The organism is Variovorax sp. PDC80 (genome assembly GCF_900115375.1).
Lineage (GTDB): Bacteria > Pseudomonadota > Gammaproteobacteria > Burkholderiales > Burkholderiaceae_C > Variovorax.
In genome coordinates, this window is sequence record NZ_FOWG01000005.1 from 28,702 (window position 1) to 54,583 (window position 25,882).

The 25,882-nt window shown below is 69.6% G+C and carries 25 protein-coding genes; 7 read left to right on the plus strand and 18 right to left on the minus strand.

The features are described 5' to 3' along the window. Window positions 1-12: 12 nt before the first annotated feature. The 3 genes from BM109_RS15935 to BM109_RS15945 form a co-directional block, all read right to left on the minus strand. A complete protein-coding gene (locus BM109_RS15935) occupies window positions 13-3,213 on the minus strand; it encodes an efflux RND transporter permease subunit (protein ID WP_093344229.1) in 3,201 nt (1,066 codons plus the stop codon). After that, window positions 3,210-4,406, minus strand: a complete 1,197-nt coding sequence (locus BM109_RS15940) for an efflux RND transporter periplasmic adaptor subunit (RefSeq protein ID WP_093344231.1) — start codon at window positions 4,404-4,406, stop codon at window positions 3,210-3,212. Before BM109_RS15940 ends, BM109_RS15935 begins: the two co-directional genes overlap by 4 nt. Window positions 4,407-4,528: 122 nt before the next feature. Further along, window positions 4,529-6,373, minus strand: coding sequence for a potassium transporter Kup (locus BM109_RS15945; protein ID WP_093345013.1), 1,845 nt, complete (start codon window positions 6,371-6,373; stop codon window positions 4,529-4,531). A 67-nt stretch (window positions 6,374-6,440) separates the two neighbouring features. Here BM109_RS15945 and hpnC point away from each other — a divergent pair, with 67 nt between their 5' ends. From hpnC to BM109_RS15965, 4 genes are read left to right on the plus strand one after another with little or no spacing between them, the layout of a single operon-like run. Continuing rightward, window positions 6,441-7,430, plus strand: a complete 990-nt coding sequence (hpnC, locus tag BM109_RS15950) for a squalene synthase HpnC (RefSeq protein WP_093344232.1) — start codon at window positions 6,441-6,443, stop codon at window positions 7,428-7,430. Continuing rightward, window positions 7,427-8,266, plus strand: coding sequence for a presqualene diphosphate synthase HpnD (hpnD, locus tag BM109_RS15955; protein ID WP_093344234.1), 840 nt, complete (start codon window positions 7,427-7,429; stop codon window positions 8,264-8,266). Before hpnC ends, hpnD begins: the two co-directional genes overlap by 4 nt. Beyond that, window positions 8,263-9,516 carry a hydroxysqualene dehydroxylase HpnE gene (gene hpnE, locus BM109_RS15960; RefSeq protein WP_093344235.1) on the plus strand — a complete coding sequence of 418 codons (1,254 nt, stop codon included), beginning with the start codon at window positions 8,263-8,265 and terminating at the stop codon, window positions 9,514-9,516. Before hpnD ends, hpnE begins: the two co-directional genes overlap by 4 nt. Continuing rightward, window positions 9,513-9,818, plus strand: a complete 306-nt coding sequence (locus BM109_RS15965; protein ID WP_093344237.1) for a hypothetical protein — start codon at window positions 9,513-9,515, stop codon at window positions 9,816-9,818. The genes hpnE and BM109_RS15965 overlap by 4 nt, the downstream gene beginning before the upstream one ends. Here BM109_RS15965 and BM109_RS15970 read toward each other — a convergent pair. After that, a complete protein-coding gene (locus tag BM109_RS15970) occupies window positions 9,815-10,459 on the minus strand; it encodes a LysE family translocator (protein ID WP_093344238.1) in 645 nt (214 codons plus the stop codon). The two genes, BM109_RS15965 and BM109_RS15970, sit on opposite strands and share 4 nt — an antisense overlap. A gap of 125 nt (window positions 10,460-10,584) precedes the next feature. On the opposite strand from BM109_RS15970, the gene BM109_RS15975 reads away from it, so the two are divergent. Further along, a complete protein-coding gene (locus BM109_RS15975; protein WP_093344239.1) occupies window positions 10,585-10,890 on the plus strand; it encodes an NIPSNAP family protein in 306 nt (101 codons plus the stop codon). 3 nt (window positions 10,891-10,893) lie between these two features. Here BM109_RS15975 and BM109_RS15980 read toward each other — a convergent pair whose 3' ends face one another. Further along, entirely contained in the window at window positions 10,894-11,625 is a 732-nt protein-coding gene (locus tag BM109_RS15980; protein WP_093344241.1) for an HAD family hydrolase, read from the minus strand. Between the two features lie 15 nt (window positions 11,626-11,640). Here BM109_RS15980 and hemH point away from each other — a divergent pair, with 15 nt between their 5' ends. Continuing rightward, window positions 11,641-12,663, plus strand: coding sequence for a ferrochelatase (hemH, locus tag BM109_RS15985; protein WP_093344242.1), 1,023 nt, complete (start codon window positions 11,641-11,643; stop codon window positions 12,661-12,663). Beyond that, window positions 12,660-13,508, plus strand: a complete 849-nt coding sequence (locus tag BM109_RS15990; RefSeq protein WP_093344244.1) for a class I SAM-dependent methyltransferase — start codon at window positions 12,660-12,662, stop codon at window positions 13,506-13,508. The genes hemH and BM109_RS15990 overlap by 4 nt, the downstream gene beginning before the upstream one ends. A 10-nt stretch (window positions 13,509-13,518) precedes the next feature. Here the strand turns inward: BM109_RS15990 and BM109_RS15995 are convergent, their stop codons facing one another. The 13 genes from BM109_RS15995 to BM109_RS16055 all read right to left on the minus strand — a co-directional run bounded on the left by BM109_RS15995 (window position 13,519) and on the right by BM109_RS16055 (window position 25,595). Further along, entirely contained in the window at window positions 13,519-14,082 is a 564-nt protein-coding gene (locus tag BM109_RS15995; RefSeq protein ID WP_093345015.1) for a thioredoxin family protein, read from the minus strand. A gap of 141 nt (window positions 14,083-14,223) precedes the next feature. Further along, entirely contained in the window at window positions 14,224-14,730 is a 507-nt protein-coding gene (locus BM109_RS16000; RefSeq protein WP_093344245.1) for a DUF1993 domain-containing protein, read from the minus strand. Between the two features lie 66 nt (window positions 14,731-14,796). Then, window positions 14,797-15,687 (minus strand): alpha/beta fold hydrolase, encoded by an 891-nt coding sequence (locus tag BM109_RS16005; RefSeq protein ID WP_093345017.1) that lies wholly within the window; start codon window positions 15,685-15,687, stop codon window positions 14,797-14,799. An 8-nt stretch (window positions 15,688-15,695) separates the two neighbouring features. Then, window positions 15,696-16,772, minus strand: a complete 1,077-nt coding sequence (locus tag BM109_RS16010; protein WP_093344246.1) for a branched-chain amino acid ABC transporter permease — start codon at window positions 16,770-16,772, stop codon at window positions 15,696-15,698. A 10-nt stretch (window positions 16,773-16,782) separates the two neighbouring features. Further along, entirely contained in the window at window positions 16,783-17,763 is a 981-nt protein-coding gene (locus tag BM109_RS16015) for a branched-chain amino acid ABC transporter permease (RefSeq protein ID WP_093344248.1), read from the minus strand. Next, the gene (locus BM109_RS16020; protein WP_093344249.1) at window positions 17,760-18,485 is read right to left on the minus strand and encodes an ABC transporter ATP-binding protein; all 726 of its coding nucleotides are present in this window, start codon (window positions 18,483-18,485) and stop codon (window positions 17,760-17,762) included. The genes BM109_RS16015 and BM109_RS16020 overlap by 4 nt, the downstream gene beginning before the upstream one ends. Then, window positions 18,482-19,249 carry an ABC transporter ATP-binding protein gene (locus tag BM109_RS16025; protein WP_093344251.1) on the minus strand — a complete coding sequence of 256 codons (768 nt, stop codon included), beginning with the start codon at window positions 19,247-19,249 and terminating at the stop codon, window positions 18,482-18,484. Before BM109_RS16025 ends, BM109_RS16020 begins: the two co-directional genes overlap by 4 nt. A gap of 45 nt (window positions 19,250-19,294) precedes the next feature. Beyond that, a complete protein-coding gene (locus BM109_RS16030) occupies window positions 19,295-20,752 on the minus strand; it encodes an extracellular catalytic domain type 2 short-chain-length polyhydroxyalkanoate depolymerase (RefSeq protein ID WP_093344252.1) in 1,458 nt (485 codons plus the stop codon). Window positions 20,753-20,932: 180 nt separating this feature from the next. Continuing rightward, on the minus strand, window positions 20,933-22,120 hold the full coding sequence (locus BM109_RS16035) for a substrate-binding domain-containing protein (RefSeq protein WP_057594307.1): 1,188 nt from the start codon (window positions 22,118-22,120) through the stop codon (window positions 20,933-20,935). A gap of 144 nt (window positions 22,121-22,264) precedes the next feature. Then, entirely contained in the window at window positions 22,265-22,540 is a 276-nt protein-coding gene (locus BM109_RS16040; RefSeq protein WP_093344253.1) for a hypothetical protein, read from the minus strand. Further along, window positions 22,537-22,869 carry a hypothetical protein gene (locus BM109_RS16045; protein WP_093344255.1) on the minus strand — a complete coding sequence of 111 codons (333 nt, stop codon included), beginning with the start codon at window positions 22,867-22,869 and terminating at the stop codon, window positions 22,537-22,539. The genes BM109_RS16040 and BM109_RS16045 overlap by 4 nt, the downstream gene beginning before the upstream one ends. A 49-nt stretch (window positions 22,870-22,918) precedes the next feature. Beyond that, a complete protein-coding gene (locus tag BM109_RS16050) occupies window positions 22,919-24,028 on the minus strand; it encodes a DUF4272 domain-containing protein (RefSeq protein WP_093344256.1) in 1,110 nt (369 codons plus the stop codon). Between the two features lie 40 nt (window positions 24,029-24,068). Next, window positions 24,069-25,595: a sigma-54 interaction domain-containing protein gene (locus BM109_RS16055; RefSeq protein ID WP_093344258.1), complete on the minus strand. Its 1,527-nt coding sequence runs from the start codon at window positions 25,593-25,595 to the stop codon at window positions 24,069-24,071. Between the last annotated feature and the right edge of the window lie 287 nt (window positions 25,596-25,882).

The following is a 25,882-nucleotide window of genomic DNA, read 5'->3' on the forward strand; positions in this document are numbered from 1 at the left end:
CAGCTTCGGATTTTAAACATGAATGGGGGCCGCTTCCGGCCCGCTCGGTGCCGCGGGCTGCGCCTCCTCGCGCTTGACCCGGAACGCCGCCGCATACATCGCCGGCAGCGCCAGCAAGGTCAGCACCGTCGCCACGATCAGCCCGCCCATGATGGCGACCGCCATCGGGCCCCAGAACACGCTGCGCGAAAGCGGGATCATCGCCAGCACGGCGGCCGCGGCGGTCAGCACGATCGGGCGCAGGCGGCGCACGGCCGACTCGACGATGGCGTCCCAGGCCGGCACGCCGGCCGCGCGGTCGTGCTCGATCTGGTCGATCAGGATCACGGCGTTGCGCTGGATCATCCCCATCAGCGCGATCACGCCGAGCAGCGCGACGAAGCCGAAGGGCCGGTTCAGCACCAGCAGCGCACCGGCCACGCCGGCGATGCCCATGGGGCCGGTGATGAACACCAGCAGCGAGCGGCTGAAGCTGTGCAACTGCAGCATCAGCAGCGTGAACACCAGAAACAGCATGATCGGCACGCCGGCCACGATGGAGGCCGAGCCCTTGCTGCTCTCCTCCACCGCACCCGCCACCTCGATGCGATAGGCGCCCTGCCCGGCCGCGTGCCAGCCGGCCTCGAGCTCGCGCAGCTTCGGCAGCAGCTGGTCGGTCACGGTCGCGCCCTGCAGGCCCTCGGTCACGTCGCCCTGCACGGTGATCGCGTAGTCGCGGTTCTCGCGCCACATCACGCCCGGCTCCCAGGTGAACACCGGCTTGGCGATCTGCGTCAGCGGGATCGAGCGGCCCGAGGCCGTCGGCAGGTAGGCGTTGCCGATGTCCGAGATGGCTTCGCGCTCGTCGGCCGACTGGCGCAGCACGATGTCGATCAGCAGGTCGTTCTCGCGGTACTGGCCCACAGTGGTGCCGCTGAACATGGTGCGCGAGGCCTGCGCGATGGCCTGGCTGGTCACGCCGAGCGCGCGCGCCTTGGCCTGGTCGACCTCGAGGCGGATCACCTTCACCGACTCGTTCCAGTTGTCGTTCACGCCGCGCATGTTGGCGTTCTCGCGCAGCACGGCCTTGACCTCGTCGGCGTGCGCGCGCAGCTGCGCCGGGTCGGTGCCGATCACGCGGAACTGCACCGGGTACGGCACCGGCGGCCCGTTGGGCAGCAGCTTCACGCGGCCGCGCACCTCGGGAAACTCCTGCGCCAGCAGGCCGGGCAGCGACAGCCGCAGCGTCTCGCGCACCTTGAGGTCGCTCGCCAGCACGATCAGCTGCGAGACGTTGGACTGCGGGAACACCTGGTCCAGCGGCAGGTAGAAGCGCGGCACGCCCGAGCCGATCCAGGTGCTGACGGTCTTCACGCCGGCCTCCTTGAGGATGCGCTGCTCGACCCGCTTCGCCACTTCCTCGTTGGCCTGGAACGAGGTGCCCTCGGGGAACCAGATGTCGACCAGGATCTCGGGCCGGCTCGAGTCGGGGAAGAACTGCTGCTGCACCTTGCCCATGCCGACGATGCCGAGCGCGAAGATCAGCACGGTGGCGCCGATGGTCAGCCAGCGGTGCTGCACGCACCAGTTCACCGCGCGGCGGAAGGCGTTGTAGAACGGCGTGTCGAACAGCTCGTGCGGCGGCGCGTCCGGGTCGTGCGGCTTGACCTTGAGCAGCAAGGTGCCCAGGTACGGCACGAAGTACACCGAGACGATCCACGACAGCACCAGCGCGATCACCGTCACGGCGAAGATCGCGAAGGTGTATTCGCCGGTCACCGACTTGGCGATGCCGATCGGCAGGAAGCCCGCGGCGGTGATCAGCGTGCCGGTGAGCATGGGCTTGGCCGTCACGTCGTAGGCGAAGGTGGCGGCGCGGACCTTGTCGTAGCCCTCCTCCATCTTCCGCACCATCATCTCGACCGCGATGATCGCGTCGTCTACCAGCAGGCCCAGCGCGATGATCAGCGAGCCCAGCGATATCTTGTGCAGCCCGATGCCGAAGTAGTTCATCGCCAGGAAGGTCACGGCCAGCACCAGCGGGATGGTGATCGCCACCACCAGGCCCGGGCGCATGTCGATGTACCAGCCGAAGCGCCCGCCCTTGTGCAGGCCCAGCGAGATGATGCTGACCGCCAGCACGATGGCCACGGCCTCGATCAGCACGCGCACGAACTCGTTGACCGAGCTCGCCACGGCGACCGGCTGGTCCTGCACCTGCGCGAGCTTCACGCCCAGCGGCAGCTGCTTGTCGATGCTCGCGGTGGCCGCGCGCAGCGCCTTGCCCAAGGCGATGATGTCGCCGCCCTTGGTCATCGACACGCCCAGCGCGATCACTTCCTTGCCCTGGTGGTGCACCTTGACCGAGGGCGGATCGATGTAGCCGCGGCGGATCTCGGCGATGTCGCCGAGCTTGAGCTGGTTGCCCGAGCTGCCGCGGATCGGCATCTCGCGCAGCTGGTCGACGTTGGTGAACTGGCCGCCCACGCGCACCTGCACCACGTCGAGCGGCGACTGGATCGTGCCGGCGCTCTCGACCGCGTTCTGCGAGCCGAGCTGCTGCAGCACGGCGTTGAAGTCGAGGCCCAACTGCGCCAGGCGCTTCTGCGAGATCTCGATGAAGACCTTCTCGTCCTGCACGCCGAACTGGTCGACCTTGGCCACGTCCTTCACGCGCAGCAGCTGCTGGCGCACGTCGTCGGCCAGGGTCTTGAGCTCGGCATAGCTGAAGCCCTCGCTCTCGAGCGCGTAGATCACGCCGTAGACGTCGCCGAAGTCGTCGTTGAAGAACGGCCCCTGCACGCCCGCGGGCAGAGTGCCACGCATGTCGCCGATCTTCTTGCGCACCGTGTACCAGACGTTGGCGACCTCGCTCGCCTTCGAGGAGTCCTTGATCTGGAAGATGATCTGCGACTCGCCGGGCTTGGAGTAGCTGCGGATCTTGTCGGCGTACGGCGCCTCCTGCAGCGTGCGCTCGAGCTTGTCGGTGACCTGCTCGGCCACCTGCTGCGCGGTGGCGCCGGGCCAGTAGGTGCGCACCACCATCGCGCGGAAGGTGAAGGGCGGATCCTCGTCCTGCCCGAGCTGGAAGTAGGCGAAGGCGCCCAGCAGCATCAGCACCAGCATCAGGTAGCGCGTGAGCGGCGCGTGGTCGAGCGCCCATTTCGAGAGATTGAAGCCACCCGCGCGGGCGTCCGGCTCGGCGCCGTGGGTCGCCTTGTCAGCGCCGCTCATTTGCCGGCACCCGCTGCGATCTCCTTCTTGTTGGCGGCCACGGGCGCGACGCCCTGCGTGGCACTGCCCGCGTCCGCACCGCCCGCCGCCACTTCACGCGGCTGGTAGATCGTGACCTTCTGGCCCGGCGACAGCACGTGCACCCCCGCCACCACCACCTGCATGCCGGGCGTGACGCCGGCGCCGATCACGGCCTCGTTGCCGTCGGCGGTCGCCACCTGCACCGGCTGCGAGCGCACGGTCATGGTCGACTTGTCGAGCACCCACACGGCCGTGCCCTTGCCTTCCTGGCGCAGCGCGCTGGTCGGCAGCTTGACGACGGCCGGGCCGCTGCGCGCGAGCGCCTGCGGCCGCGCATAGACCGTGGCGCCGAGCGCGGGGGCACTGGCGGCATCGATCGCCACCTTCACGGTGAAGGTGCGGGTCACGGCATCGGCGCTGGCCGCCACCTCGCGCACCTGGCCCTGCAATTCCTCGCCGCCCGACCAGCCGCGCACCGCGACCGCCGAGCCGGGCTTGACCAGGCCCGCGCGGTCCTCGGGCACCGCGAACACCACGTCGCGCGCGCCGTCCTGCGCGATCCGCACCACCGGCGTGCCGGCCTGCACCACCTGGCCCGGCTCGGCCTCGATGGCGGTGATGACGCCGGCCACGTCGGCCACCAGCGTCGTGTAGTTGGCCTGGTTGCCCTGCGACGAAAGCTGGGCCTGCGCCTGCTCGAGCTGCGCCTGGGCTGCCTTCCAGGTCGATTCGCGGCGCTCGAGCTCGGCGCCGCTGATGAAGTTCTGCTCGCGCAACTCGCGGTAGCGCTTGAGGTCGGCCGCGGCCAGGTCGCGGTTGGTCAGCGCCGCGGCCTGCTGGGCACGGGCGGCCTCGGCGGCCAGCCGGTAGTCCTGCGGATCGAGCTGGGCCAGCACCTGGCCGGCCTGCACGCGCTGGCCGAGCTCGGCCTGGCGGCGCGTGATCTTGCCCGCCACGCGGAAGCCCAGGCGCGACTCGACGCGCGCCCGCACCTCGGCCGAGAACTCGGGCTGGGCATCGAATTCGCTGGTGCCCACGGTCACCAGCTTGACCGCGCGGACCGGTTCCTCCGCGGGTTTGGACGGCGAGCAGGCGGCCAGGGCCACGAGGGCGGGAACCAGCAGCCAGGCGGCCGCGCGGTCGAGCGAGAAGATGGATTGGGAGGCGGTCATGAGACACCCTGGAAGGAACGAACCGGGTCTTTAATGACCCACCGGTTAGTAATCTAGGGTAAACGTGAACCGCTGTCAATTACCCGCCGGTCATTAACGCCGGCGGGAGGCGGCGCCAGCGCTCAGGTCCGCTGGCCCATCTCCACCAGCCGGTTGTCGGGCAGCTCGAAGTAGTCGGAAGCACGCCCCGCGTTGCGCTGCAGCCAGCCGAACAGCGCGCGCCGGATCGGGTTGAGGCCCGGCAGGTTCTCCTCGCCCACCGAGGCGCGCGAGACGAAGTACGAGGTCTTCATCGAGTCGATCGCCAGCGTCTTCTGGTAGGCCAGGATGCGGATGAACTCGGGCACGTCGGGCCGCTCCATGAAGCCGTGGCGCGCGGTCACGACCCAGATGCCGGTCATCAGCGACTCGGCCTCGATGCGCAGGCGCGCGTCGACGCGCGGCGTGTCGCAGGGCAGCACACGCAGCACGATCACCTGCTCGTGCAGCACCTGGTTGTGCTTGAGGTTGTGCAGCAGCGCATGCGGCACCGACGTGACGTTGACGTTGAGGAACACCGCCGTGCCCTGCACCCGGTGCGGCATGTGGTGGGCCAGCGACTCGAAGAAGGGCCGCAGCGGCAGGCTCTCGGCCGCGGCCGCCTCCAGCCCCAGGCGCCGCCCCTTGGCCCAGGTGGTGAACAGCAGCATCACGCCCGCCGCCACCGCCAGCGTGAGCCAGCCGCCCTCGGCCACCTTGAGGCTGTTGGCGACCACGAAGGTCAGGTCGACCGCCGCGAAGGCCGCCACGCCCAGCGCCACCGCCGGCTTGTTCCAGCGCCACAGCCCCCAGGCCACGATGCCGGCCAGCAGGGTGGTCGTCACCATCGTGATCGACACCGCGATGCCGTAGGCCGCCGACAGCGCGCTCGAGCTGCGGAAGCCCAGCACCAGCAGCAGCACGCCCACCATCAGCAGCCAGTTGACGGTCGGCACGTAGATCTGGCCGATGGCCGTGCCCGAGGTCTGGATCACGCGCATGCGCGGCAGGTAGCCCATGCGCATCGCGTGCGCCGTGAGAGAGAAGGCACCCGAAATCACGGCCTGCGAGGCGATCACCGTCGCCATCGCGGCCAGCAGCACCATCGGCAGCACGCCCCAGGCCGGAAAGAGCCGGAAGAAGGGGTTGTCGATCGCCGCCGGGTTGGCCAGCACCAGCGCGCCCTGGCCGAAGTAGTTGAGCACCAGCCCCGGCAGCGCGATGAACAGCCAGGCGAGCCGAATCGGCCGCGCGCCGAAGTGGCCCATGTCGGCGTAGAGCGCCTCGCCGCCGGTGAAGGCCAGGAACACCGCGCCCAGCACCGCCAGCGACTGCAGCCGGTGCTCGACCAGGAACAGCACGGCGCGGCGCGGATCGAGCGCCGCCAGCACCTGCGGCTGGGCCAGCACCTGCAGCAGCCCGGCCACGCCGATCACCACGAACCACAGCAGCATCACCGGCCCGAACACCTTGCCGACCGCGCCAGTGCCCTTCTTCTGCACCGCGAACAGCGCGATCAGGATCACCACCGTGATCGGCAGCACCGCGCGCTCGAGCATCGGCGCGCGCACCTCCAGCCCCTCGACCGCCGACAGCACCGAGATCGCCGGCGTGATCAGGCTGTCGCCGTAGAACATGGCCGCGCCCACCAGGCCCAGCAGCCCGATCAGGTGGCCGAGCCAGGGCTTCGCACCGATGCGCGTGGCGGCATTGCGCGCCAGCGCCTGCAGCGCCAGGATGCCGCCCTCGCCGTCGTGGTCGGCGCGCAGCACGAACACCACGTACTTGAGCGTCACCACGAACAGCAGGCCCCAGAAGATCAGCGACAGCAGGCCAAGCACCGCGTCGGGCGAGAACGGCACGCCGTGCTCGGGATTGAGCGTTTCCTTGAAGGCGTACAGCGGCGAAGTGCCGATGTCGCCGAACACGACGCCGAGCGCCGCGATCACGACCAGGCCCTTGCCGGCCGGGTGCGCCGCGTCGCCTTGCGCGGTGGAGGTCCTGGCCGGTGCATTCATGGGAGCAAGAATCGGGAGTGGGGACGCCGGGAGCATAGCCGTGCTGGTTGACAATCGCAGCGTGTCCCAGACGCCCCCTCCCCCCCTCGCCGCCGCCGCCCCGACGCACTACGAGAATTTTCCCGTGGCCTCGTGGCTGTGCCCGCCGCGGCTGCGCGCGCCGATCGCGGCCATCTACCACTTCGCGCGCACGGCCGACGACATCGCCGACGAGGGCCAAGCCACGCCCGCACAGCGCCTGGCCGAGCTGCACGCCTACCGCGCCGCGCTGGCCGATGCGGCCCAGGGCCGCGTCGACCCGGCCGGGCGCTGGGCCGGGGTGTTCGGCCCGCTGGCCCACAGCATCGAAGCCTTCGGCCTGCCCGAGACGCTGCTGGCCGACCTGCTCGACGCCTTCATGCAGGACATCGTGAAGACCCGCGACGGCAGCGACTACGCCGACCGCGAGGAGCTGCTCGACTACTGCCGCCGCTCGGCCAACCCCGTGGGCCGGCTGCTGCTGCACCTGTACGGCGTACACGACGCGCCCTCGCTCGCGCAGAGCGACGCCATCTGCAGCGCGCTGCAACTCATCAATTTCTGGCAGGACCCGAGCGTGGACCTGCCGCGCGGGCGCTTCTACTTCCCGCTGACCGACTGCGCCCGGCGCGGCTTCACGCGCCAGCACTTCAAGGTGTTCGCGCCGCTGTCGCCCACCTACCCGCCGCCGCAGGAGGCCATCAACCTGATCTCGGTGGTGTCGTTCTGGGCCCGCGAGCTGATGCAGCAGGGCGCGCCGCTGGTGCACCGCCTGCCGGGACGCGCCGGCTGGGAGCTGCGCCTGGTCGTTCAAGGCGGCCTGCGCATCCTCGACAAGATCGAGGACCTGGGCTTCGACAGCTTCACGCAGCGGCCCACCATCGGCAAGGCCGATGCCCCCGTGCTGCTCTGGAAGGCACTGCGGATGCGGAGACAATCACGGCCCATGAACGCAGCGCCCTCCCGATGAATCCCGAGCAATACGTGCAAGACAAGGCCGCCGCCTCGGGCAGCAGTTTCTATTACGCCTTCCTGTTCCTTCCCAAGCCGCGGCGCGCGGCCATCACCGCCTTCTACGCCTTCTGCCGCGAGGTCGACGACGTGGTCGACGAGGTCAGCGACCCCGGCGTGGCCGCCACCAAGCTCGCCTGGTGGCGCACCGAGGTGGCCCAGGCCTTCGCGGGCACGCCGCGCCATCCGGTGATGCAGGCGCTGATGCCGCACGTGGCGGCCTACGGCATCGAGGCGCGCCAGCTCGACCAGGTCATCGAGGGCTGCCAGATGGACCTCGAGCAGACCCGCTACCTCGACTTCCCCGGCCTCGCGCGCTACTGCCACCTGGTGGCGGGCGTGGTGGGCGAGGTGGCGGCGCGCATCTTCGGCCAGACCGAGGCGCAGACCACCGCCTACGCACACAAGCTCGGCCTCGCGCTGCAGCTCACCAATATCATTCGCGACGTGGGCGAGGACGCCCTGCGCGGACGCATCTACCTGCCGGTCAACGACCTGCAGAAGCACGAGGTCAAGGCGCACGAGATCCTCAACCGTGTGCATTCCGAGCGCTTCGTCGCGCTGATGAAGTTCCAGGCGCAGCGCGCCCATGCCGCCTACGACGAGGCGCTGGCGCTGCTGCCCGCGGCCGACCGCCGCGCGCAGAAGCCCGGCCTGATGATGGCCAGCATCTACCGCACCCTGCTGCGCGAGATCGAACGCGACGACTTCCAGGTGCTGAACCAGCGCGTGAGCCTCACGCCCGTGCGCAAGCTGTGGCTGGCCTGGAAGGTGCAGGCGCTGGGCCGGCTGTGAGGCTGGCGGTCGTCGGCGCCGGCTGGGCCGGCCTGGCCTGCGCGGTCGAGGCCGTGCGCCAGGGCCATGCGGTCACCGTGTTCGAGGCCGCGCCCAACGCTGGCGGCCGCGCGCGCCGCGTCGACGATATGCACGGCATGGCGCTCGACAACGGCCAGCACATCCTGATCGGCGCCTATGCAGCCACACTGCAGTTGATGCGCGATGTCGGCGTCGATCCCGAGCGCGTGCTGCTGCGCCTGCCGCTGTCGCTGCGTTTCGCCGACGGTGGCGGCCTGCAGCTGCCGCGGCTGCTCGCGCCGCTCGACCTGCTGGTGGGCATCTTCCAGGCGCGCGGCTGGACCTGGCGCGACAAGTCCGCGCTGCTGCGCACCGCGATCGGCTGGCGCTTGAAGGGCTTTCGCTGCGACGCATCCACCACCGTGGCCGAGCTCTGCACGGGCCTCACGCCGCGCGTGATGCAGGAGCTGATCGAGCCGCTGTGCGTCTCGGCGCTCAACACCTCCGTCGCGCAATCGAGCGGCCAGGTCTTCCTGCGCGTGCTCCACGACGCGCTGTTCAGCGGCAGCGGCGGCGCCGACCTGCTGCTGCCGCGCGCCGACCTCGGCGCGCTGCTGCCCGACGCGGCGCTCGCCTGGCTGCGCGCGCATGCCGCGACCCTGCGCATCGGCCAGCGCGTGCGCGCGATCGCGCCCGAGGCGAAGACGTGGCGCGTCGACGACGAAGCCTTCGACCGCGTGGTGCTGGCCTGCGCGCCCTGGGATGCCGCGCGGCTGGTGCGCGCCAGCGGCCTGCCCGCCGAGGCCTGGTGCGCATGCACCGAGGCGCTGCGCTTCGAGGCCATCGCCACGATCTACCTGCGCGGTGCCACGCCGCTGGCCGAACCGATGCTCGCGCTGCGCAGCGACCCGGCCACGGCACCGGCCCAGTTCGTGTTCGACAAGGAACGGCTCTGCGGCCTGCCGGGCGTGCTCGCGATGGTCGTGAGCGCGAACGAGACGCCGCGCGAGCTGCTCGAGACGCAGGCGCTCGCGCAGGCGGCCGCGCAACTGGGCCAGGCCGGCCTGCAGGTCGTGCAGACCGTGGTCGAGAAGCGTGCGACCTTCGCCTGCACGCCTGGACTGGCGCGGCCACCGGTCACCATCGCGCCCGGCCTGCTGGCCTGCGGCGACTATGTGGCAGGCCCCTACCCCGCCACGCTCGAAGGCGCGGTGCTCAGCGGCCTGGCCGTTGCGAGGACGGCCGCATGAGCAGCGAGTTGCGCTACCTCAACTTCGACTACAGCGAGGACGCCGACGGCCATGGGAGCTTCGATGCGATGGCCTCGGTCGCGCCCGAGCGCCTGGGCGAGGTGCAAGCCGAGATCGACCGGGTGCTGGCCTGGGCCGAGGCCGCCTTTCCCGATGCGCGCGGCGCACTCGACGAGGGAGCGGTGTGGGACTGCGACCTGCAGCACACGCGCGACGATGCGCGTTTCGAGACCCTGGCCCTCTCGCTGAGCGGCACGGCCGATTTCTGCGCCGCGCTGCGCGAGCGCTTCGGCTTGGATTAAGCGGCAGTCTTGTTGCGCAACCGCAGCAGGCTCAGCCCCAGCAGCACGAACGCACCGCCCGAGACCTTGTTGAACAGCCGCGTGCGGCGCGGGTCCGACAGCTGCTTGCGCAGCAGGCGCGCCAGCAGCACGTAGAAGGCGTGCGACAGCACCGAGGCGGCCGCGAAGGTGGTGGTCAGCACCGCGAACTGGGTGGCGATCGGCGCGTCCTGCGTGAGGAACTGCGGGAACAGCGCCGAGAAGAACAGGATGCTCTTCGGATTGGTCAGCGCCACCGTCAGGCCATGGCCGAACAGGCGCCAGCTCGAACGCGGCGAGCCCGCCGCCGAGGCGCCCTGCAGGTCGGCGAACACGCTGCCCTGGCTGCGCCACTGCTTGATGCCGAGGTAGATCAGGTAGGCCGCGCCCGCCAGCTTCAGCACCATGAAGGCATGGGCCGAGGTCGAGAGCACCACGCCCAGCCCGGCCATCGCGGCGGCCGACACCATGAACAGCCCGGTCGCATTGCCCAGCGAGCTGATCATCGCGCGGCGCGGCCCCACGGACATGGAGTTCGACACCGCCAGCAGCACCGCGGGGCCGGGCGTGAAGGCGACGAGCAGGGTCACGCCGCAGAAGAGGAGCCAGTTGGACAGATGCATGGGGAGCTTTCGCGCGGCGCGCTCGCGCCGCAGGCCGGGGAAGCAAAACTATAGTCGGGCCACCCGTTCGCCGCAGCCGCGGCGGAAATTGCCCTCACGGCCCACCCTCCCCCTTCACCCCCACCATGGTCACCTGCTACCTGCGCTACATCGTCGACCCCTACAAGCTCGAGGAGTTCGAGCACTACGGCAAGCTCTGGATCCCGCTGGTCGAGAAGTTCGGCGGCCAGCACCACGGCTACTTCCTGCCTTCCGAAGGCGTCAGCAACGTGGCGCTCGCGATGTTCAGCTTTCCCAGCCTCGCGGCCTACGAGCAGTACCGCGCCGACTCGATGCAGGACGCCGACTGCCAGGCCGCCTTCCGCTATGCCGAGGAAACGCGCTGCTTCCTCAGCTACGAGCGCAGCTTCTTCCGTCCGGTCTTCGCCTGAGGATCAGGCGCCGAGCGCCACGCACAACGCGTGCAGGTTCGGCACGATCAGCTGCGGCCGCGCGCCATGCACCCAGGGCCGCTCGTCGCGCACCAGCCAGGCCGCCTGCATGCCGGCGTTGAGCGCGCCCACCACGTCGAGCTCGGCATCGTCGCCCACGTGCAGCACGTCCTTGGGCAGCAGGCCGACCGAGGCCGCGGCGGCGCGGAAGATCGGCGCATGCGGCTTGCCGCTGCCGAAGGCGCGCGCATTGAAGGCGGTGCGGAACCAGCGCGCCACGCCGGTCTTGTGGATGTCGGCATTGCCGTTCGACACCGCCACCAGCGGATAACGTTCGCTGAGCCACTTGAGCGCGGGCAGCGCATCGTCATAGAGCGTCACGCGCTGGCGCTCGGCGAAGAAGGCGTCGAAGGCCGGATCGGCCAGCGCCGGGTCCTCGCCCGCGCGGCGCAGCGCGGTGCGTATCGATTCGCGGCGCAGCGCGCTGAGGTCGTGCGCGAGGTCGGAACGCTCCTTGGCCGTGGCTTCGCGCAGCTCGCGCAGCACGCCCGGCGTGACCAGCAAGGCGGCCGTCTTCGGCGCCTCGCGCAGCAGCCAGGCATGCAGCACGGCCTCCGCACGTTCGATGGTCGGCCAGATCGGCCAGAGGGTGTCGTCGAGGTCGAGGGTGATGGCGCTGATGCGCTTCAGATCGAGCGGCGCGTTGCTCGCGGGGACCGTGGGGTCGGAAGTCATGCCCGAGAATATCGCATGCCTCCAAGTCCCTCGCTCGCCCCCGGCAACGCTCCCCGCAGCACCGCCGTCCTCTGGTGCAACCTGGGCTCGCCCGATGCCCCCACCGCCGCCGCCGTGCGCAGCTATCTCGCGGACTTCCTCGGCGATCCGCGCGTGGTCGAGATCCCGCGCCTGCTCTGGCTGCCGATCCTGCACGGCATCATCCTGCGCGTGCGGCCCGCGAAGTCGGCCGCCAAGTACGCGAGCATCTGGCTGCCCGAGGGCTCGCCGCTCAAGGTCTGGAGCGAACGGCAGGCGCAGCGCCTGGGCGACACGCTGGGCCGGCGCGGCCACCGCGTGGCGGTGCGCGATGCGATGCGCTATGCCAACCCGTCGATCGGCGCGCGGCTCGATGCGCTGCAAGCCGAAGGCGTCGAGCGCGTGCTCGTGCTGCAGGGCTATCCGCAGTACTCGGCCACCACCACCGCGAGCGTGATCGACGCCGTCAACGACTGGAGCCGCGCGCAGCGCAGCGTGCCCGAGTTCCGCTTCGTCAACCAGTTCCACGACGACCCCGGCTACATCGAGGCGCTCGCGCGGCGCATCGAGACGCACTGGCAGGACCAGGGCCGCGGCGAGGTGCTGCTGCTGAGCTTCCACGGCATTCCCGCGCGCAACATCGAGCTCGGCGATCCCTACCAGTCGCAGTGCCTCGAGACCGCGCGCCTGCTCGCCGCGCGCCTGGGCCTGGCACCCGCGCAATACCGCGTGACCTTCCAGTCGCGCTTCGGCAAGGCCAAATGGCTCGAGCCCTACACCGAACCCACGCTGCGCGAACTCGGCGCCGCGGGCGTGAAGCGCGTCGACGTGGCCTGCCCGGGCTTTCCGGCCGACTGCCTCGAAACGCTCGAGGAGATCGCGATGGAAGGCCGCGAGGCCTTCCTGCATGCGGGCGGCCAGCAGTTCAGCTACATCCCCTGCCTCAACGACGGACCGGCCTGGATCGACGCCCTCGCCGACATCGCCGAGCGCCATCTCGCGGGCTGGAGCACGCGATGAAGCCCGAGCTGCACGAGGCCAACCGCCTCTCGTGGAACGCCGCCACGCTCGCGCACAACAGCCACAAGGGCGACCAGGCGGCCTTCTTCCGCGACGGCGGCAGCACCCTGTTCCCCGAGGAGGCCGGCCTGCTCGGCGAGGTGAAGGGCCTGTCGGTGCTGCACCTGCAATGCAATGCCGGGCAGGACAGCCTGAGCATCGCGCGCCTCGGCGCCGAGGTGACGGGCGTCGACATCTCCGACGAGGCCATCGACTTCGCCACCCGGCTCTCGCGGCAGTCGGGCATCGCGGCGCGCTTCGTCCGCTCGGACGTCTACGACTACTTCCGCGACGCGCAGGCACGCGGCGAGCGCCACGACATCGTGTTCTGCTCGTACGGCACGCTGTGCTGGCTCTCCGACATCGCGGCCTGGGCACGCGGCGTGGCGCAGCTGCTCGCGCCCGGCGGCCGCTTCGTCTTCGTCGAGTTCCATCCGTTCGCGCTGGTGTTCGACCCGGCCTGGAAATTCCATTACGACTACTTCAACGACGCCCCCGTGCCCGAGGAAGGCGTGGGCGACTACGTGGCCGCGTCGGGCGATGGCCTCGTGCGCGAAGGCTATGAGCGCGGCGTGGAGAACTTCAGCAACCCGCACCCGAGCTTCGAATTCACCTGGGGCCTGGGCCAGGTGACGACGGCGCTGTCGCAGGCCGGACTGGTCATCGAGCGGCTCGACGAGTACCCGTACGCCAATGGCTGGAAGCCCTTCGAGGGCATGCGCGACATCGGCGGCCGCCGCATGGCGCCGCCCGAGGGCATGCCGCGCATTCCGCTGATGTATTCGATCCGCGCACGCAAGCCCTGACCTGCTGCGCTCAGCTCGCGGCACGGCGCGCCAGCAGCGCCTCGATCGCGGCTTCCATCTCGGCGTATTCGCCCTCGCCGAAATGCCGCCGCATCACCTGCCCCTTGGCGTCGACCAGATAGAACGCGGGCCAGTACTGGTTGTCGTAGGCCTTCCAGGTGGCGAAGCCGTTGTCCTGCGCCACCGGGTAGCGGATGCCGAAGCGCTCGATCGCGTCCTGCACGTTGCGCGTCGACTTCTCGTAGGCGAACTCGGGCGAATGCACGCCCACCACCACGAAGCCCTGGTCCTTGTACTTCTCGTACCAGCGCACCACGTGCGGCAGCGTGTGGATGCAGTTGATGCAGGAGTAGGTCCAGAAATCGACCAGCACCACCTTGCCGGCCAGCCCCCGCAGGGTGAGCGGCTCCGAGTTGAGCCACTTGTCGATGCCCGCGAACTCGGGGGCCTTGCCATAGTCGCGCAGGCCCGGCGACACGGCCAGCGCGCTGCGCACCGGCCATCCGCCGCCCACGGCCGCCACGAACGCGGAAGCGCCGGCGGCCAGCCCCGAGAACGCCCTTCTGGACAACATGTTCATGATCGCGAACCTCGCTCGAATGTCAGACCGACAGCGGTCAGGCGCGATTGTTCGCGGCACGCGCCGTGCGTGCGCAGGTGTCACGGCAATTTGAAGGTTGTCCCGGCAGCGTGAAGGTCGCCGGCCTTCGCGGTCTCAGAACTTGCCGAGATAGTCCATCTTGCCCACCGGCACGCCGGCGTTGCGCAGCACGTCGTAGGCGGTGGTGGCGTGGAAGAAGAAGTTGGGCAGCGCGAACTGCAGCAGGTAGCGCTGCGCGGTGAAATGCACCTCGGTGCCGCGCGCGGTGATGACCACCGGGCGGTCCTCGTGGCCATCGATCTGCGCGCGGTCCACGCCGAGCAGGAACTCCTCGGTCTTCGCGATGCGCACCAGCAGCTCGTCGTAGCTCTTCTCCTCGTCGGGGAAGCTGGGCGCGGTCACGCCCGCGATGCGCGCGGTGCCGAGCTTGCAGGCATCGCTCGCGCGCTGCACCTGGCCGGCCAGCGTGAGCATGTCGGGCGCGAGGCGCGCATCGACCAGGGTCGAGGGATCGATGCCGTTGGCTTGCGCATGGGCCAGGCCCTTGCCGAGCACGTGGCGAAGCTGGGCCAGCCCGCGGGTGAAGACCGGCACGGAAATGTCGTACATCGAAAGCGCCATGGTGCGAATGCCTCTGTGTGTTGCTGTGGGTGATGACCGGCGGCGATTGTGGAGGCCGCCGTCCCCTCAGCGGCCGGCGGCGCGAATAAACCCTTCGATGCACTCCAGTTGTTCGGGCACGTTGAGCGCGGGCGCGTGGCCGCAGCCCTGGATCTCGACCACCTCGAGCCGCCCCGCCGCGCCCGGGCCGCGATGCCGCATGGCCTCGACCACCTCGGGCAGCACCAGGTCGGACTCGGCGCCGCGCAGGCACAGCACCGGCGCCTCGACGGCGTCGTAGTGCGGCCAGATCAGGTAGTCGTCCTCGCGCGTGCTGAACTGGCGCACCATCGCCGGGTCGTAGTGCGGCGTGACGCGGCCGTCGGGCAGCCGGCGCGTCGAGGTCTCGGCGAGCCGGCGCCACTGCGCGTCGCTGAGCCAGCCATAGGGCTTGTAGACGCCGCGAAAGAAGGTCTCGAGTTCGCTCACCGTGTCGAAGGCCGGCGGGTTGCCGGCATAGGCGCGGATGCGCTCGATCGCGGCCTGCGCGAGTTCGGGCGCGTTGTCGTTGAGCACCAGGCTCGCGATGCGTGCCTTCATGCGCGGCACGACCAGGCCGCCCGCGCAGACGGTGCCGATCGCGCCGCCCATCGAGGTGCCGACCCAGTGCACGCGCTCTAGCTTCAGTTCGTCGCACAGCGCCTCGGCCAGTTGCGCATAGAACGCGAGCCGGTACTCCTCGTCGGGCAGCGGGCTCCACTGGCTCAGGCCGCGGCCGATGGTGTCGGGGCAGATCACGCGGAAGCCGCGCGCGGCGAAGTGCTCGGCCAGCTCGTCCATGTCGCGGCCGGTGCGCGCCAGGCCGTGCCAGGCGATCAGCACCTGCGGGTCGGGCTCGGCCGTGGGCCAGTCCAGCCAGTGGATCTCGCGGCCCGCGAGCCGTGCATAGTGGGAGGAAGGAACGATGCGGGAAGTCATGAGGTCGCTCATCGCGCGGCGCTGGCGCGGCGGGCCCGCAGCTTGCCGACGATGCCGGTGGGGAAGTAATAGACGGACAGCACGAACAGCACGCCGAGCCACAGCAGCCAGCGGTCGGGCGACAGCAGCGCGGCCAGCCACGGCAGGCCGCTCGCGGCCTCGCTGCCCATGCGCAGCAGATCCTGCAGGTAGCTCTGCGCGACCACGAACAGCACGGCGCCGATGGCCGCGCCGTAGATCGTGCCCATGCCGCCGATCACAACGATCAGCAGCACGTCGACCATGATCTCGAAGCTCAGCGAGGTGTCGGGACCGTTGTAGCGCAGCCAGATCGCGAGCATGGCGCCGGCCAGCGTGGCGAACAGCGCCGACAGCACCGCGGCCGTGGTGCGGTAGACCACCACGCGGTAGCCGATCGCCTCGGCACGGAACTCGTTCTCGCGGATCGCCTGCAGCACGCGGCCGAAGGGCGAGTTGACGATGCGCAGCATCGCCAGCACCAGCACCACGGCCGCCACGAACAGCAGGTAATAGCACAGCAGACGACCGTCGAGCGAGACGCCGAGGAAGGGCTCCTCCGCGAACTCGAAGCTCGGCGAGATCAGCTCGGGCAGCTTGAAGGTCAGGCCGTCCTCGCCGCCGGTGAAGTCCGACAGCTGCGAGGCCAGGGTCTGGAAGGCCGAGGCCACGGCCAGCGTGATCATCGCGAAGAAGATCGCGCGCACGCGCAGCGAGAACAGGCCGATGGCGAACGAGAGCACCAGCGAGACCGCGAGCGAGGCGCCCAGGCCCAGCAGCACCGCGCCCCAGTCGGGCCCGAGCCGCGAGGCCGAGATCGCGATGCCGTAGGCACCGATGCCGAAGAACATGGTGTGGGCGAAGCTCACGATGCCGGTGTAGCCCAGCAGCAGGTCGAAGCTCGCGACCAGCACCACGAACACCAGGATCTTGGCCGCGACGCTGAGCGCCTTCACGCCCGGGAACAGGAAGGGCGCGAAGGCCAGTGCGAGGAACAGCGCCACCAGCAGCACGGCCAGCAGGCGGCTTCGGGGCATGTCGTTGGAGAGGAGTCGTTTCAGGAACATGGCTCGGTCCTCAGCGGTTCGCCACCGGATACACGCCCTGCGGACGCCACAGCAGCACGGCCACCATCAGGAAGATGCTCGCGAACTGCGTGAGCGCGGGCAGCACGAAGCCGATGTAGTTGGTCATCAGCCCGACGAGCAGCGCGCCGAGCAGCGCGCCGCCGGTGGAGCCGAGGCCGCCGATGATGATGACGATGAAGATCAGCACGTTGACCTGCGCGCCCATCTGCGGCACCAGGTTCTGCTGGAACAGGCCCCACATCACGCCGCCCAGCCCGGCCAGCGCGCTGCCGACCACGAACACGCCGACGAACAGGCGGCCGATGCGGTAGCCGAGCGACTCGACCATCTCGCGGTCCTGCACGCCGGCGCGGATCAGGAGGCCGATCTTGGTGCGGCTCAGGGTCCAGGCCAGCAGGCCGAACACCACCACGCCTACCGCCACCGCGAGCAGCCGGTACTTGCTGATCGCCGCGTCGCCCACCAGCAGCGAGCCGCGCAGCGCCTCGGGCAGCGGCAGCGGCACCTGCGCCGGACCCCAGATCACCTTGATCAGTTCCTCGCCGATGATCATGCCGCCCATCGTGATGAGGATCTGCTTCAGGTGCTGGCCGTAGACCGGCCGCACGATGAAACGCTCGAAGGCCAGGCCGACCGCACCGGCCACCGCCATCGCGACCAGCATGGCCGGGAATACCGCCACCAGGTTGCGCCACAGTTCCTGCGAGCCGGTCCAGTCGCCCATCAGGCCGAGCACGCTGCTGGCCACGAAGGCGCCCAGCGCGATGAAGACGCCGTGGCCAAAGTTCAGCACGTCCATCAGGCCGAACACCAGGGTGAGGCCCGAGGCGATGATGAAGATGATCATGCCCATCGCCAGGCCCGCGACCGTGAGCGTGAGCCAGGTCGAGAACGAGCCCGTGAGCGGCAGCGCGACCAGCGCGAGAACGGGCACCAGCAGCAGCGGCTTCCAGTCGAATTCGAGTTTCATAGGGCCAATCCGAGCAGCGACTGCTGCAGTTGCGCATCGGCCGCGAAGGCCGCCATCGAGCCGCTGTGCACCACGCGCCCGTTGTCCATCACCGCGACCGCGTCGCCGAGGCGCAGCGCGAAGTTGATGTTCTGTTCCACCAGCAGGATCGTGACGCCGCTGCGCTTGAGCTCGTCGAAGGCGTCGATCATGTTGTTGATGATGGCCGGCGCGAGGCCCTTGCTGGGCTCGTCGACGATCAGCAGCTCGCGCGGCTCGACGATGGCGCGCGACACGGCCAGCATCTGCTTCTGCCCGCCCGAGAGCTTGCCCGCGGGGTGGTTCCAGAACTTCTCGACCGCGGGGAACAGCTTGAAGATCCACGCGAGGCGCGTGTCGTCCATCTGCTGCGCGTTTTTCGCGCCGCGCGCGGCCAGCAGCATGTTCTCCTTCACCGTGAGGTCGGAGAAGATGCCCATGTTCTCGGGCACGTAGGCGATGCCCAGCTCGGCGATCTGCGGCGTGCGCAGGGCCGTGATGTCGCGCTCGCCGAAGCGCACCCTGCCCTGCGACGCATGCCACAGGCCCATGACGGTGCGCAGGGTGGTGGTCTTGCCCGCGCCGTTGCGGCCCAGCAGCATCGTGAGCTGGCCCTTGGGCACGGCGAGGTCGACGCCGTGCAGGATGTGATAGGCCCCGATGTGCGTGTGCACGCCCTCGAGGGTCAACAGATTGGTGCTCATGCCGTGGCCTCCTTCGCGATGCCCAGGTAGGCTTCCTGCACCACCGGCGAGGCGATCACGGTGGCCGGATCGCCGTCGGCCACCAGCGTGCCGTTGTGCAGCACGATGATGCGGTCGGCGAGCTCGCGCACCACGTCCATCTTGTGCTCGACCAGCAGGATGGTCTTGCTGCGGTCCTGCTTGAGCTGGCGGATCAGGTCGAGGATCACGGGCGCCTCGGCCGCGTTCATGCCGGCCGTGGGCTCGTCGAACATGAAGACCTTGGGCTCGAGCGCCATCAGCAGCGCCACCTCGAGCTTGCGCTGGTCGCCGTGCGGCAGGCTGGCCACGGTGGCGTGCTCGCGCGACTTGAGGTTGGTCTGCGCCAACAGCTCGTCGGCGCGCGCGGTCAGCGCCGCATGGTCGCTCCAGATGCTCCAGAGGTTGAGCCCGCGGCGGTGCGCGCCCTCGCGCGTGGCCTGCACCGCGAGGCGCACGTTCTCCAGCACCGTGAGGTTGGGGAACAGGTTGGTGAGCTGGAAGGCCCGCCCCAGCCCGGCGCGGGTGCGGGCCGACGGCGACAGCCCCGACAGCGGCTGGCCGTCGAGCGACACCGTGCCCGCGCTCGCCTTGAGCTGGCCCGAGATCAGGTTGAAGTAGGTGGTCTTGCCCGCGCCGTTCGGGCCGACGATGGCCGTCAGCGTGCCCGGCGCGAATGCGCAGCTCACGCCATTGACGGCCACGTGCCCGCCGAAGCGGATGGTCAGATCTCGGGTCTCAAGCATCGTTGGTCATTGCGAAAACGAAAAATCCAGGAAGGTCGACCGGCCTCAACAGCTGCCGATCACGTAGTAGTTGGGGCCGGTCTGCTTCAGCGTGGTGGTCACGTAGATGTTCCACAGGCCCATCGATTGCCCTGAGCCGTAGGCATAGGTCAGGCCCCACAGCGCATAGGCGCGGCCGGCCACCGTGTGGGCGTAGTTGCTCGCGGTGAAGCAGGTGCCGCCGCCGCTGCCGCCGGTGGTGGTGCCGGTGGCGGCGGTCGACATCGCGCCCTCGACATTGGCCGCGGTCAGGCCGGTCACGGTCCAGCTGTAGCTGGTCGAGGGCGCCAGGCCGGTGTCGGTGTAGCTGGTGCCGGCCACGGGCGAGGCGTTGACCTTGCTGCCGCCGCGGTAGACGTTGTAGCCGCTGGCGCCGGCCACGGCGGTCCAGCCGATGACCATGCTGCTGCTGGTCGCGCCCGAGGTGCCCACGCCGGTGGGCGCGGGCAGCGCGCTGCCGCCTCCGCCGCCGGTCAGGCGGTCGACCATGGCCTTGACGGCCGCCATCTGCGGGCCGGACTTCTTGGCGTAGTTGACGCTGCCGTAGCCCCACCAGTCCCAGCAGCTGTTGGTGGCCGCGGTGCTGGTCTGCGGATAGACCAGCACGATGTTGTTGGTGTCGGCCCAGCGGTTGTAGCCGGTCTTCTTCACGTACTGGTCGCCCACGTCCGTGTAGTTCTGCTTGCAGCCGTGCAGCACCACGTGCACGCGGCAGCTGTTGCCGCTGCCGGCCGCGCAGGCCGCGGGCGTGTAGAGCCAGCCGGTGGCGGCCATGCCCGAGCCGCCCGAGAACTCGCCCTGGTTGAACTCGGTGAAGCTGCCGCCCAGCGTGCCGTTGTTGCGTGCGTTGAGCGGGCCGTAGAGGTGCTTGAGGATCTCGCCCGCGAGATCGAAGCCGCAGTTGTTGATGTAGGGCGAGGCCGTGGTGGCGCAGGCGGCGCCGTAGTCGTCGGTGACCATCGCATGGCCTGCGCCGAGGTTGTTCTTGTAGACCGTGTTGGCCGCCGGCACGAAGCTCTGGTAGTAGGTCTTGAGGTCGTCCATCACCGGCTGCTTGACCGTGTTGTCGGAGGTGCCCGAGAACAGGTAGACCTTCGAGCCCGTGAGGTTCGACACCGGGTCGATCGCGCCGCTGGCGGCCCAGCTGTTGGTGGTGCTCACGAGCGTGGACACCGGGATGCTGCTCGCATGCGTCATGCAGCGGCCCGTGGCGTTGAGCACCGAGCCTTCGGCGCAGTAGTACGGGCCGCCGGCCACCACGCCGGCGCCGCGCTTGAAGGTGGCCGAGTAGGCCACGTGCAGTTGCACCGCCATGAAGCCGCCGGCCGACAGGCCGGACACGCTGACCTCCGCCGGGTTCGCGCCGAGCGCCGGCAGCGGCACCGCCGCCGCCGCGCCCTGCGCGGCCACCGCCATGGCCGCGGCCATGGCCAATCTCTTCCAGTTCCAATTCATCGCTGGCATCGCTGTCTCCTTCCGTTATGGGTGTAAGAACGCTGCTTGGCTGATCGAGGACTCGGCCGTGGAGCGCGCCGCCCGCGCGGACGCAGGCTGGCGCTTCGCCCGGCGGCCATCCGGGGCGAAAGAGAAAGAAAACGGTGGGCGGCGCTCGGCGCCGCGTTCAGGTGGCGGGAAGCGCCGGACTCAGCGCTTGTTCTTGATCGGGATGTCCATTTCCTCGGGCTTGATCTCGTGCACCAGCTCCGGCACGCCCCAGGCGAACGCCGGGTCGACCTTGATCTTGAAGTGGTACATCGACTGCATCGCCTGGTGGTCTTCCTTGCGGAAGGTCATCTTGCCCTTGGGCGTGTCGAAGCTCATGCCTTCCATGGTGCTGATGAGCTTGTTGGTGTTGGTGTCGCCGTTGGTCTTCTTGAGCGCCGTCACCACCGCCATCGCGGCCGAGAAGCCGCCGGCCGTGAAGAAGTCCGGCGGCGTCTTGAATTCCTTGTAGTGCGCCGCGACCATCGCCTCGTTCACCGGGTTCTTCGGGATGCCGAAGTAGTAGTAGGCCGCGCCTTCCATGCCCGGCAGCGCCTTGTAGGCCGCCATGGCCGGCAGGATGTTGCCGCCGGTGGCGATCTCGATGCCGTAGCGCTTGAGGTCGAGGTCGACGATCTTGAACGGGTTGCCCGCGCCGGCCCAGACGATCCAGATGATCTTGCGGCCCGGCTGGTCCTTGAGCTTGTCGATCAGGCGCTGGGCGCCGGCCGTGAAGTCGGTGGTGGCGGGCGGCAGGTACTCCTCGTGGACCAGCTTGGCCTTCTTGAGCGCGGCACCGAAGGCCTTCACGCCGTCGCGGCCGAAGGCGTTGTCCTGCGCCAGCGTGGCGACCGTCACGCCGGCCTTGTCGACGGCCACCGCGTTGGAGATCGCGTCCTGGCTCGAATTGCGGCCGGTGCGGAAGATGTACTTGTTCCACTTGTCGCCGGTGATCGAGTCGGCCACGGCGGGCTCGACCAGCAGGATCTTCTTGTACTCCTCGGCCACCGGCAGCATCGCCAGCGCCACGCCCGAGGCGGTCGGGCCGACGGCCAGCGCGGCCTTGTCGTCGGAATAGGCCGCGGCCAGCAGCGACTTGCCGAGGTCGGGCTTGCCCTGGTCGTCCTTCTCGATCACGACCAGCTTCTTGCCCGCGACGGTCATCGTGCCCTCGGTGGCGTAGTTCAGGCCCATCATGAAGCCGGTCTGCGTCTGCTTGCCGTAGGCCTCGAGCGCCCCGGTCTTGCTGTAGATGTGGGCGATGCGGATCTCCCCGGACTGGGCCCAGGCGGGTGCGGCGGCGGCACAGGCGGCGAGCGCGGCCAGAGCGACGAGGTGGCGACGGTTCATTCGTTGTCTCCTGATAAAGATGACTGAATATTGCACACTTCGTGCCACGCGCTAAACCGTTGATAACAAAGGTTTCTCCATTCGGAGAAAGCGCGATTCGGCTGAATTCAGAACAGTCGGCGTGTCTGAATTTCAGGCGATTGTCTATTTTTCAGTCAGGGTTTTCGCGGAGGCCCGGCGCTCCTCGATCCATTGCCTGAACTGCCGCTCGGCCTGCAGCCGGAATTCGTTGCGCGCGTGGTTGCAGGCCGCATGGGCCAGCCGCCGGTGCTTGGGCGAACGCACGCCGCCCAGCGTGGCGTCGACCAGGTGCTCGATGGTGGCCGATTCGGGCCGGCCATGCGGCTCCTCGAAGTCCATCGGCAGGCCGCACCAGTGGCAGTTGGGGCCGAAGGTGGAACGCAGGGCGCGGACGCTCACAGGCTGGCGTACTCGAGGATTTCCTGGCCCATCAGCGTGCAGTCCTTGCCCGCCACGTGATAGATCAGGCGCATGCGGTAGTTGCCCTTGTAGATCGAGCCCCAGACCTCGAGCACGCGGAACTGCTGCGCCTTGTTGGCGGGGTTGCGCAGCGGCGGCAGCTCCTTGACCTCGGAGCCGACGCGGATGCGATCGTCCTCGCCGAAATGGAACACCAGCAGCTTCTTCGCGCGCGAAACCGCCTCGTCGGCGCAGGGCGGCGCGGCCAGGGCGGCGCCGGCACAGGCGCACGATGCGGCGAGAACGAGGGAGCGGATCGGTGTCTTCATGGAAGGCTCTGGTGGAAGGCAGGTTCGCAGGCGGGTGGAGGCCGCATTGTCAGGTGGGCGTGTCGACCTCGTCCCACTCGCGGTCCTCGAAGCGCACCAGCCAGTTCAAGGCGCGATGCCGCTCGGCGATCACGCCCGCATCGAGTTCCGGCGGCACGGGGACCTGCTGGAGCCCGGCCTGACGTACGCGCCAGTGCAGGCGGTAGTGCAGGTCGAGCGCATCGAGGATTTCGCCTTCGCCGCGCATGCGCAGCGAACGCAGCGCGCCCGGCAGGTCGCGGGCTTCCAGCATCGTGCGCGCGGCGAGCGGCACGTCGCAGATCGCGCCGGGAAAAGGCAGCGCATCGACCAGGCCCATCGCCCACTCGAGCAGATACAGGCACTCGTAGCGCCAGCCGAACTGGACGACATCGGACGCCAGCGGTTCGGGGTCCGAGAGGAAAGCCTGCTCCGCCGGCGTGAGATGCGCCCGTGCCGAGGGCAGCCGCTCGAACAGGTCCTCGGGCGCCAGTGGCTCCTTGCTCGCGAGGGACTCGGCCCGCGCCGATACCGCGAGCAGCGCGAAGGCCCGGCCCGTGATCTCCTGCGGCGTGCGCAACCGCAGCTCGGGCTCGCAGACCAGCGGCGGCAGGTGGCGCGGGACCTCGATGCCCCGCGCCGCGAGCGCTGCCTCGGTGCGTGCCTTGCGCTCCCAGGCCTCGGACGGATAGGGCAGCGCGGCTTCGCCATCGGGCTCCTCGCCCGCCGCCGACAAGAGGATGCGCCCCCGGGGATCGCGAATGCTGCCGTCGGGCAGGAACACGATCGCGTTCGCGCGCACGGCCCAGTCCGAGAACGCATCGAGCAGGCCCTCGTCGATCGACAGGCTCAGGTGCTGGCGCACGCGCTGGACATGACGCATCACGTGATAGCGGTTGCGCGACATCGTGCCGTCGCCGCGGCTCAGCACGTAGCCGACGAAGCCGGCCAGGTGGGGCGCGAGTTCGGGGTCCGACAGATCGCGGCGACCCTGCAGGGCATGGGGAAACTCGAGCGCCGGTACATCGGCTCGCGTGCAGTAGGCGTTGACCAGGACCCGCTCGCCCTGCCCGGCCTCCTCGGAGCGGCTTGGCGCCGGCCGGCCCAGCGCCCCCTTCAATCGCGTCAACAGGCCCTTCATCGATGCTCTCCTCCTTCGTGGTCCGCGCTCGGCGCGCGGGTCAATGCGCCTGGTTCGTCATGCGCTCGTACAAGGTCGCCCGCGAGATGCCCAGCAGCCGCGAGGTCGCGAGCTTGTTCCCCCCGGTCGCCGCCAGCGCCGCGCCGATCGCGCGGCGCTCGAGCTCGGCCACCTGCTGCGCGAGCGGCCGCAGCAGCGCGGCCTCCTCGTCGGCATCGTGGGCGTCGCGCAGCGCGGCAGGCTGCGCGATCTGCTCGAGGCCGGCTTCGCGCAGGATGCGCTCGAGCTGCGCCGCGTCGATGCGCTGCGAGTCGCTGCGCATGGTCACCTGCTCGAGCACGTTGCGCAGCTCGCGGATGTTGCCGCGCCAGTGCTGGCCGGCCAGCAGCGCAAGCGCATCGGGCGTGAGCTCGGGCGGGGCCTCGCCGCTGCGCAGCGCCATGTCCTCACCGAGCGCCTCGACCAGCGCCGGGATGTCGGAGCGCCGCTCGCGCAGCGGCGGCACGCGCAGCGGCAACACGTTGAGGCGGTAGTAGAGGTCCTCGCGGAACTGGCCGCGGCGCACCAGCTCGGGCAGGTCGCGCGAGGTGGCGGCGATCACGCGCGCATCGAAGGGAATCAGCTTGTTCGAACCGAGCGGCTCGATCTCGCCCTCCTGCAGCGCACGCAGCAGCTTGGCCTGCAGGCCCAGCGGCATGTCGCCGATCTCGTCGAGGAACAGGCTGCCGCCGTCGGCCAGCTTGAACTTGCCCTCGCGCCCGCGCTTGTCGGCGCCGGTGAAGGCGCCCGGCGCGACGCCGAAGAACTCGGCCTCGAGCAGGGTGTCGGGCACGGCCGCGATGTTGAGGCTCACGAACTGGCCCCTGGCGCGCGCCGAGGCCGCATGGATCGCATGCGCGAGCAGCTCCTTGCCGGTGCCGGTCTCGCCGAGCAGCAGCACCGGGCTCGCCGACTGCGCGGCGCGGCGCGCATGGCGCTTGACCTCGACCGCGGCCGGGCTGCTTCCGATGAAGCTCGCGAAGGTGTACTTGGAACGCCGCTGGCCCTCGGCCGCCTGCTGGTAGAGCGGGTTGTTGCGCTGGCTCGCGAGCTCGCGCCGCGCATCGTCGAGGTCGCGCTGCAGCAGCGCGAACTTGCTGATCAGCGGCTGCAGGGTGGTCTCGGGCTGGTCGAACAGCACGATGCCGATGGCGCCGATCACCTCGCCCGCGCCGTCGGCACGCTCCTCGCGCAGCGGGATGCGGCTCACGACGAAGGTGCCGGCCTTGTTGGTCAAGAGGTCGATCAGGATCGGCTCGCCGCTCTCGAGCACGCGGCGCATCTGGGTGTTGGGGATCACGTCCTCCACCATGTGGCCGAGGAACTGGTCGATCGACGAGAAGCCCAGCGCGGGCAGGAAGCGCCGGTAGCCCTCGTTGACCCAGACGATGCGCCCGCTGCGGTCGACCAGGAACATGCCCTGGCTCATGCGCGAGAACAGGTGGAACATGGAACGCGCGGCCAGCGCGAGGATGCCGTCGGCATCGAGCGGCAGGGCGGAGGGCGCGGCGGCGGTGGAGGCAGGCATGCGCGGATCGTAGCCTGCATCAATCCGCAACAAATCCGGCATCGCCGGCCGGCGCGGCCGGGTCAGAATGCACGGGCGCGCGAGCCGGCACCGCGATCGAAAACCACACCAGGAACAGGGTGCCGCCGCCAGGCAGCGATGGGCCCCCTCCCCGCCACCCACGCGCCCCGCCAGAACGCTTCGCCCCGCTCCCGATCGCCCACCGTCCTGCGTTGCACCTTGTCTTCAGGAGACCTTCAGCATCGCCTCAGGCGAGCCTAAGTTAATCAATCGTTTGATTTTCGGCA

Coding starts and splice junctions, on each gene's coding strand:
- BM109_RS15990 (WP_093344244.1), top strand. CDS start 12,660: ATGAAGCCCGAGCTGCACGAGGCCAACCGCCTCTCGTGGAACGCCGCC.
- BM109_RS16015 (WP_093344248.1), bottom strand. CDS start 17,763: ATGAAACTCGAATTCGACTGGAAGCCGCTGCTGCTGGTGCCCGTTCTC.
- BM109_RS16020 (WP_093344249.1), bottom strand. CDS start 18,485: ATGAGCACCAATCTGTTGACCCTCGAGGGCGTGCACACGCACATCGGG.
- BM109_RS16045 (WP_093344255.1), bottom strand. CDS start 22,869: ATGAAGACACCGATCCGCTCCCTCGTTCTCGCCGCATCGTGCGCCTGT.
- BM109_RS15935 (WP_093344229.1), bottom strand. CDS start 3,213: ATGAGCGGCGCTGACAAGGCGACCCACGGCGCCGAGCCGGACGCCCGC.
- BM109_RS15970 (WP_093344238.1), bottom strand. CDS start 10,459: ATGCATCTGTCCAACTGGCTCCTCTTCTGCGGCGTGACCCTGCTCGTC.
- hpnD (WP_093344234.1), top strand. CDS start 7,427: ATGAATCCCGAGCAATACGTGCAAGACAAGGCCGCCGCCTCGGGCAGC.
- BM109_RS15965 (WP_093344237.1), top strand. CDS start 9,513: ATGAGCAGCGAGTTGCGCTACCTCAACTTCGACTACAGCGAGGACGCC.
- BM109_RS15940 (WP_093344231.1), bottom strand. CDS start 4,406: ATGACCGCCTCCCAATCCATCTTCTCGCTCGACCGCGCGGCCGCCTGG.
- BM109_RS16005 (WP_093345017.1), bottom strand. CDS start 15,687: ATGACTTCCCGCATCGTTCCTTCCTCCCACTATGCACGGCTCGCGGGC.
- BM109_RS16025 (WP_093344251.1), bottom strand. CDS start 19,249: ATGCTTGAGACCCGAGATCTGACCATCCGCTTCGGCGGGCACGTGGCC.
- BM109_RS16010 (WP_093344246.1), bottom strand. CDS start 16,772: ATGTTCCTGAAACGACTCCTCTCCAACGACATGCCCCGAAGCCGCCTG.
- BM109_RS15995 (WP_093345015.1), bottom strand. CDS start 14,082: ATGTTGTCCAGAAGGGCGTTCTCGGGGCTGGCCGCCGGCGCTTCCGCG.
- BM109_RS16055 (WP_093344258.1), bottom strand. CDS start 25,595: ATGCCTGCCTCCACCGCCGCCGCGCCCTCCGCCCTGCCGCTCGATGCC.
- hpnC (WP_093344232.1), top strand. CDS start 6,441: ATGGGAGCAAGAATCGGGAGTGGGGACGCCGGGAGCATAGCCGTGCTG.
- BM109_RS16030 (WP_093344252.1), bottom strand. CDS start 20,752: ATGCCAGCGATGAATTGGAACTGGAAGAGATTGGCCATGGCCGCGGCC.
- hemH (WP_093344242.1), top strand. CDS start 11,641: ATGCCTCCAAGTCCCTCGCTCGCCCCCGGCAACGCTCCCCGCAGCACC.
- BM109_RS16035 (WP_057594307.1), bottom strand. CDS start 22,120: ATGAACCGTCGCCACCTCGTCGCTCTGGCCGCGCTCGCCGCCTGTGCC.
- BM109_RS16000 (WP_093344245.1), bottom strand. CDS start 14,730: ATGGCGCTTTCGATGTACGACATTTCCGTGCCGGTCTTCACCCGCGGG.
- BM109_RS15975 (WP_093344239.1), top strand. CDS start 10,585: ATGGTCACCTGCTACCTGCGCTACATCGTCGACCCCTACAAGCTCGAG.
- BM109_RS15980 (WP_093344241.1), bottom strand. CDS start 11,625: ATGACTTCCGACCCCACGGTCCCCGCGAGCAACGCGCCGCTCGATCTG.
- BM109_RS16050 (WP_093344256.1), bottom strand. CDS start 24,028: ATGAAGGGCCTGTTGACGCGATTGAAGGGGGCGCTGGGCCGGCCGGCG.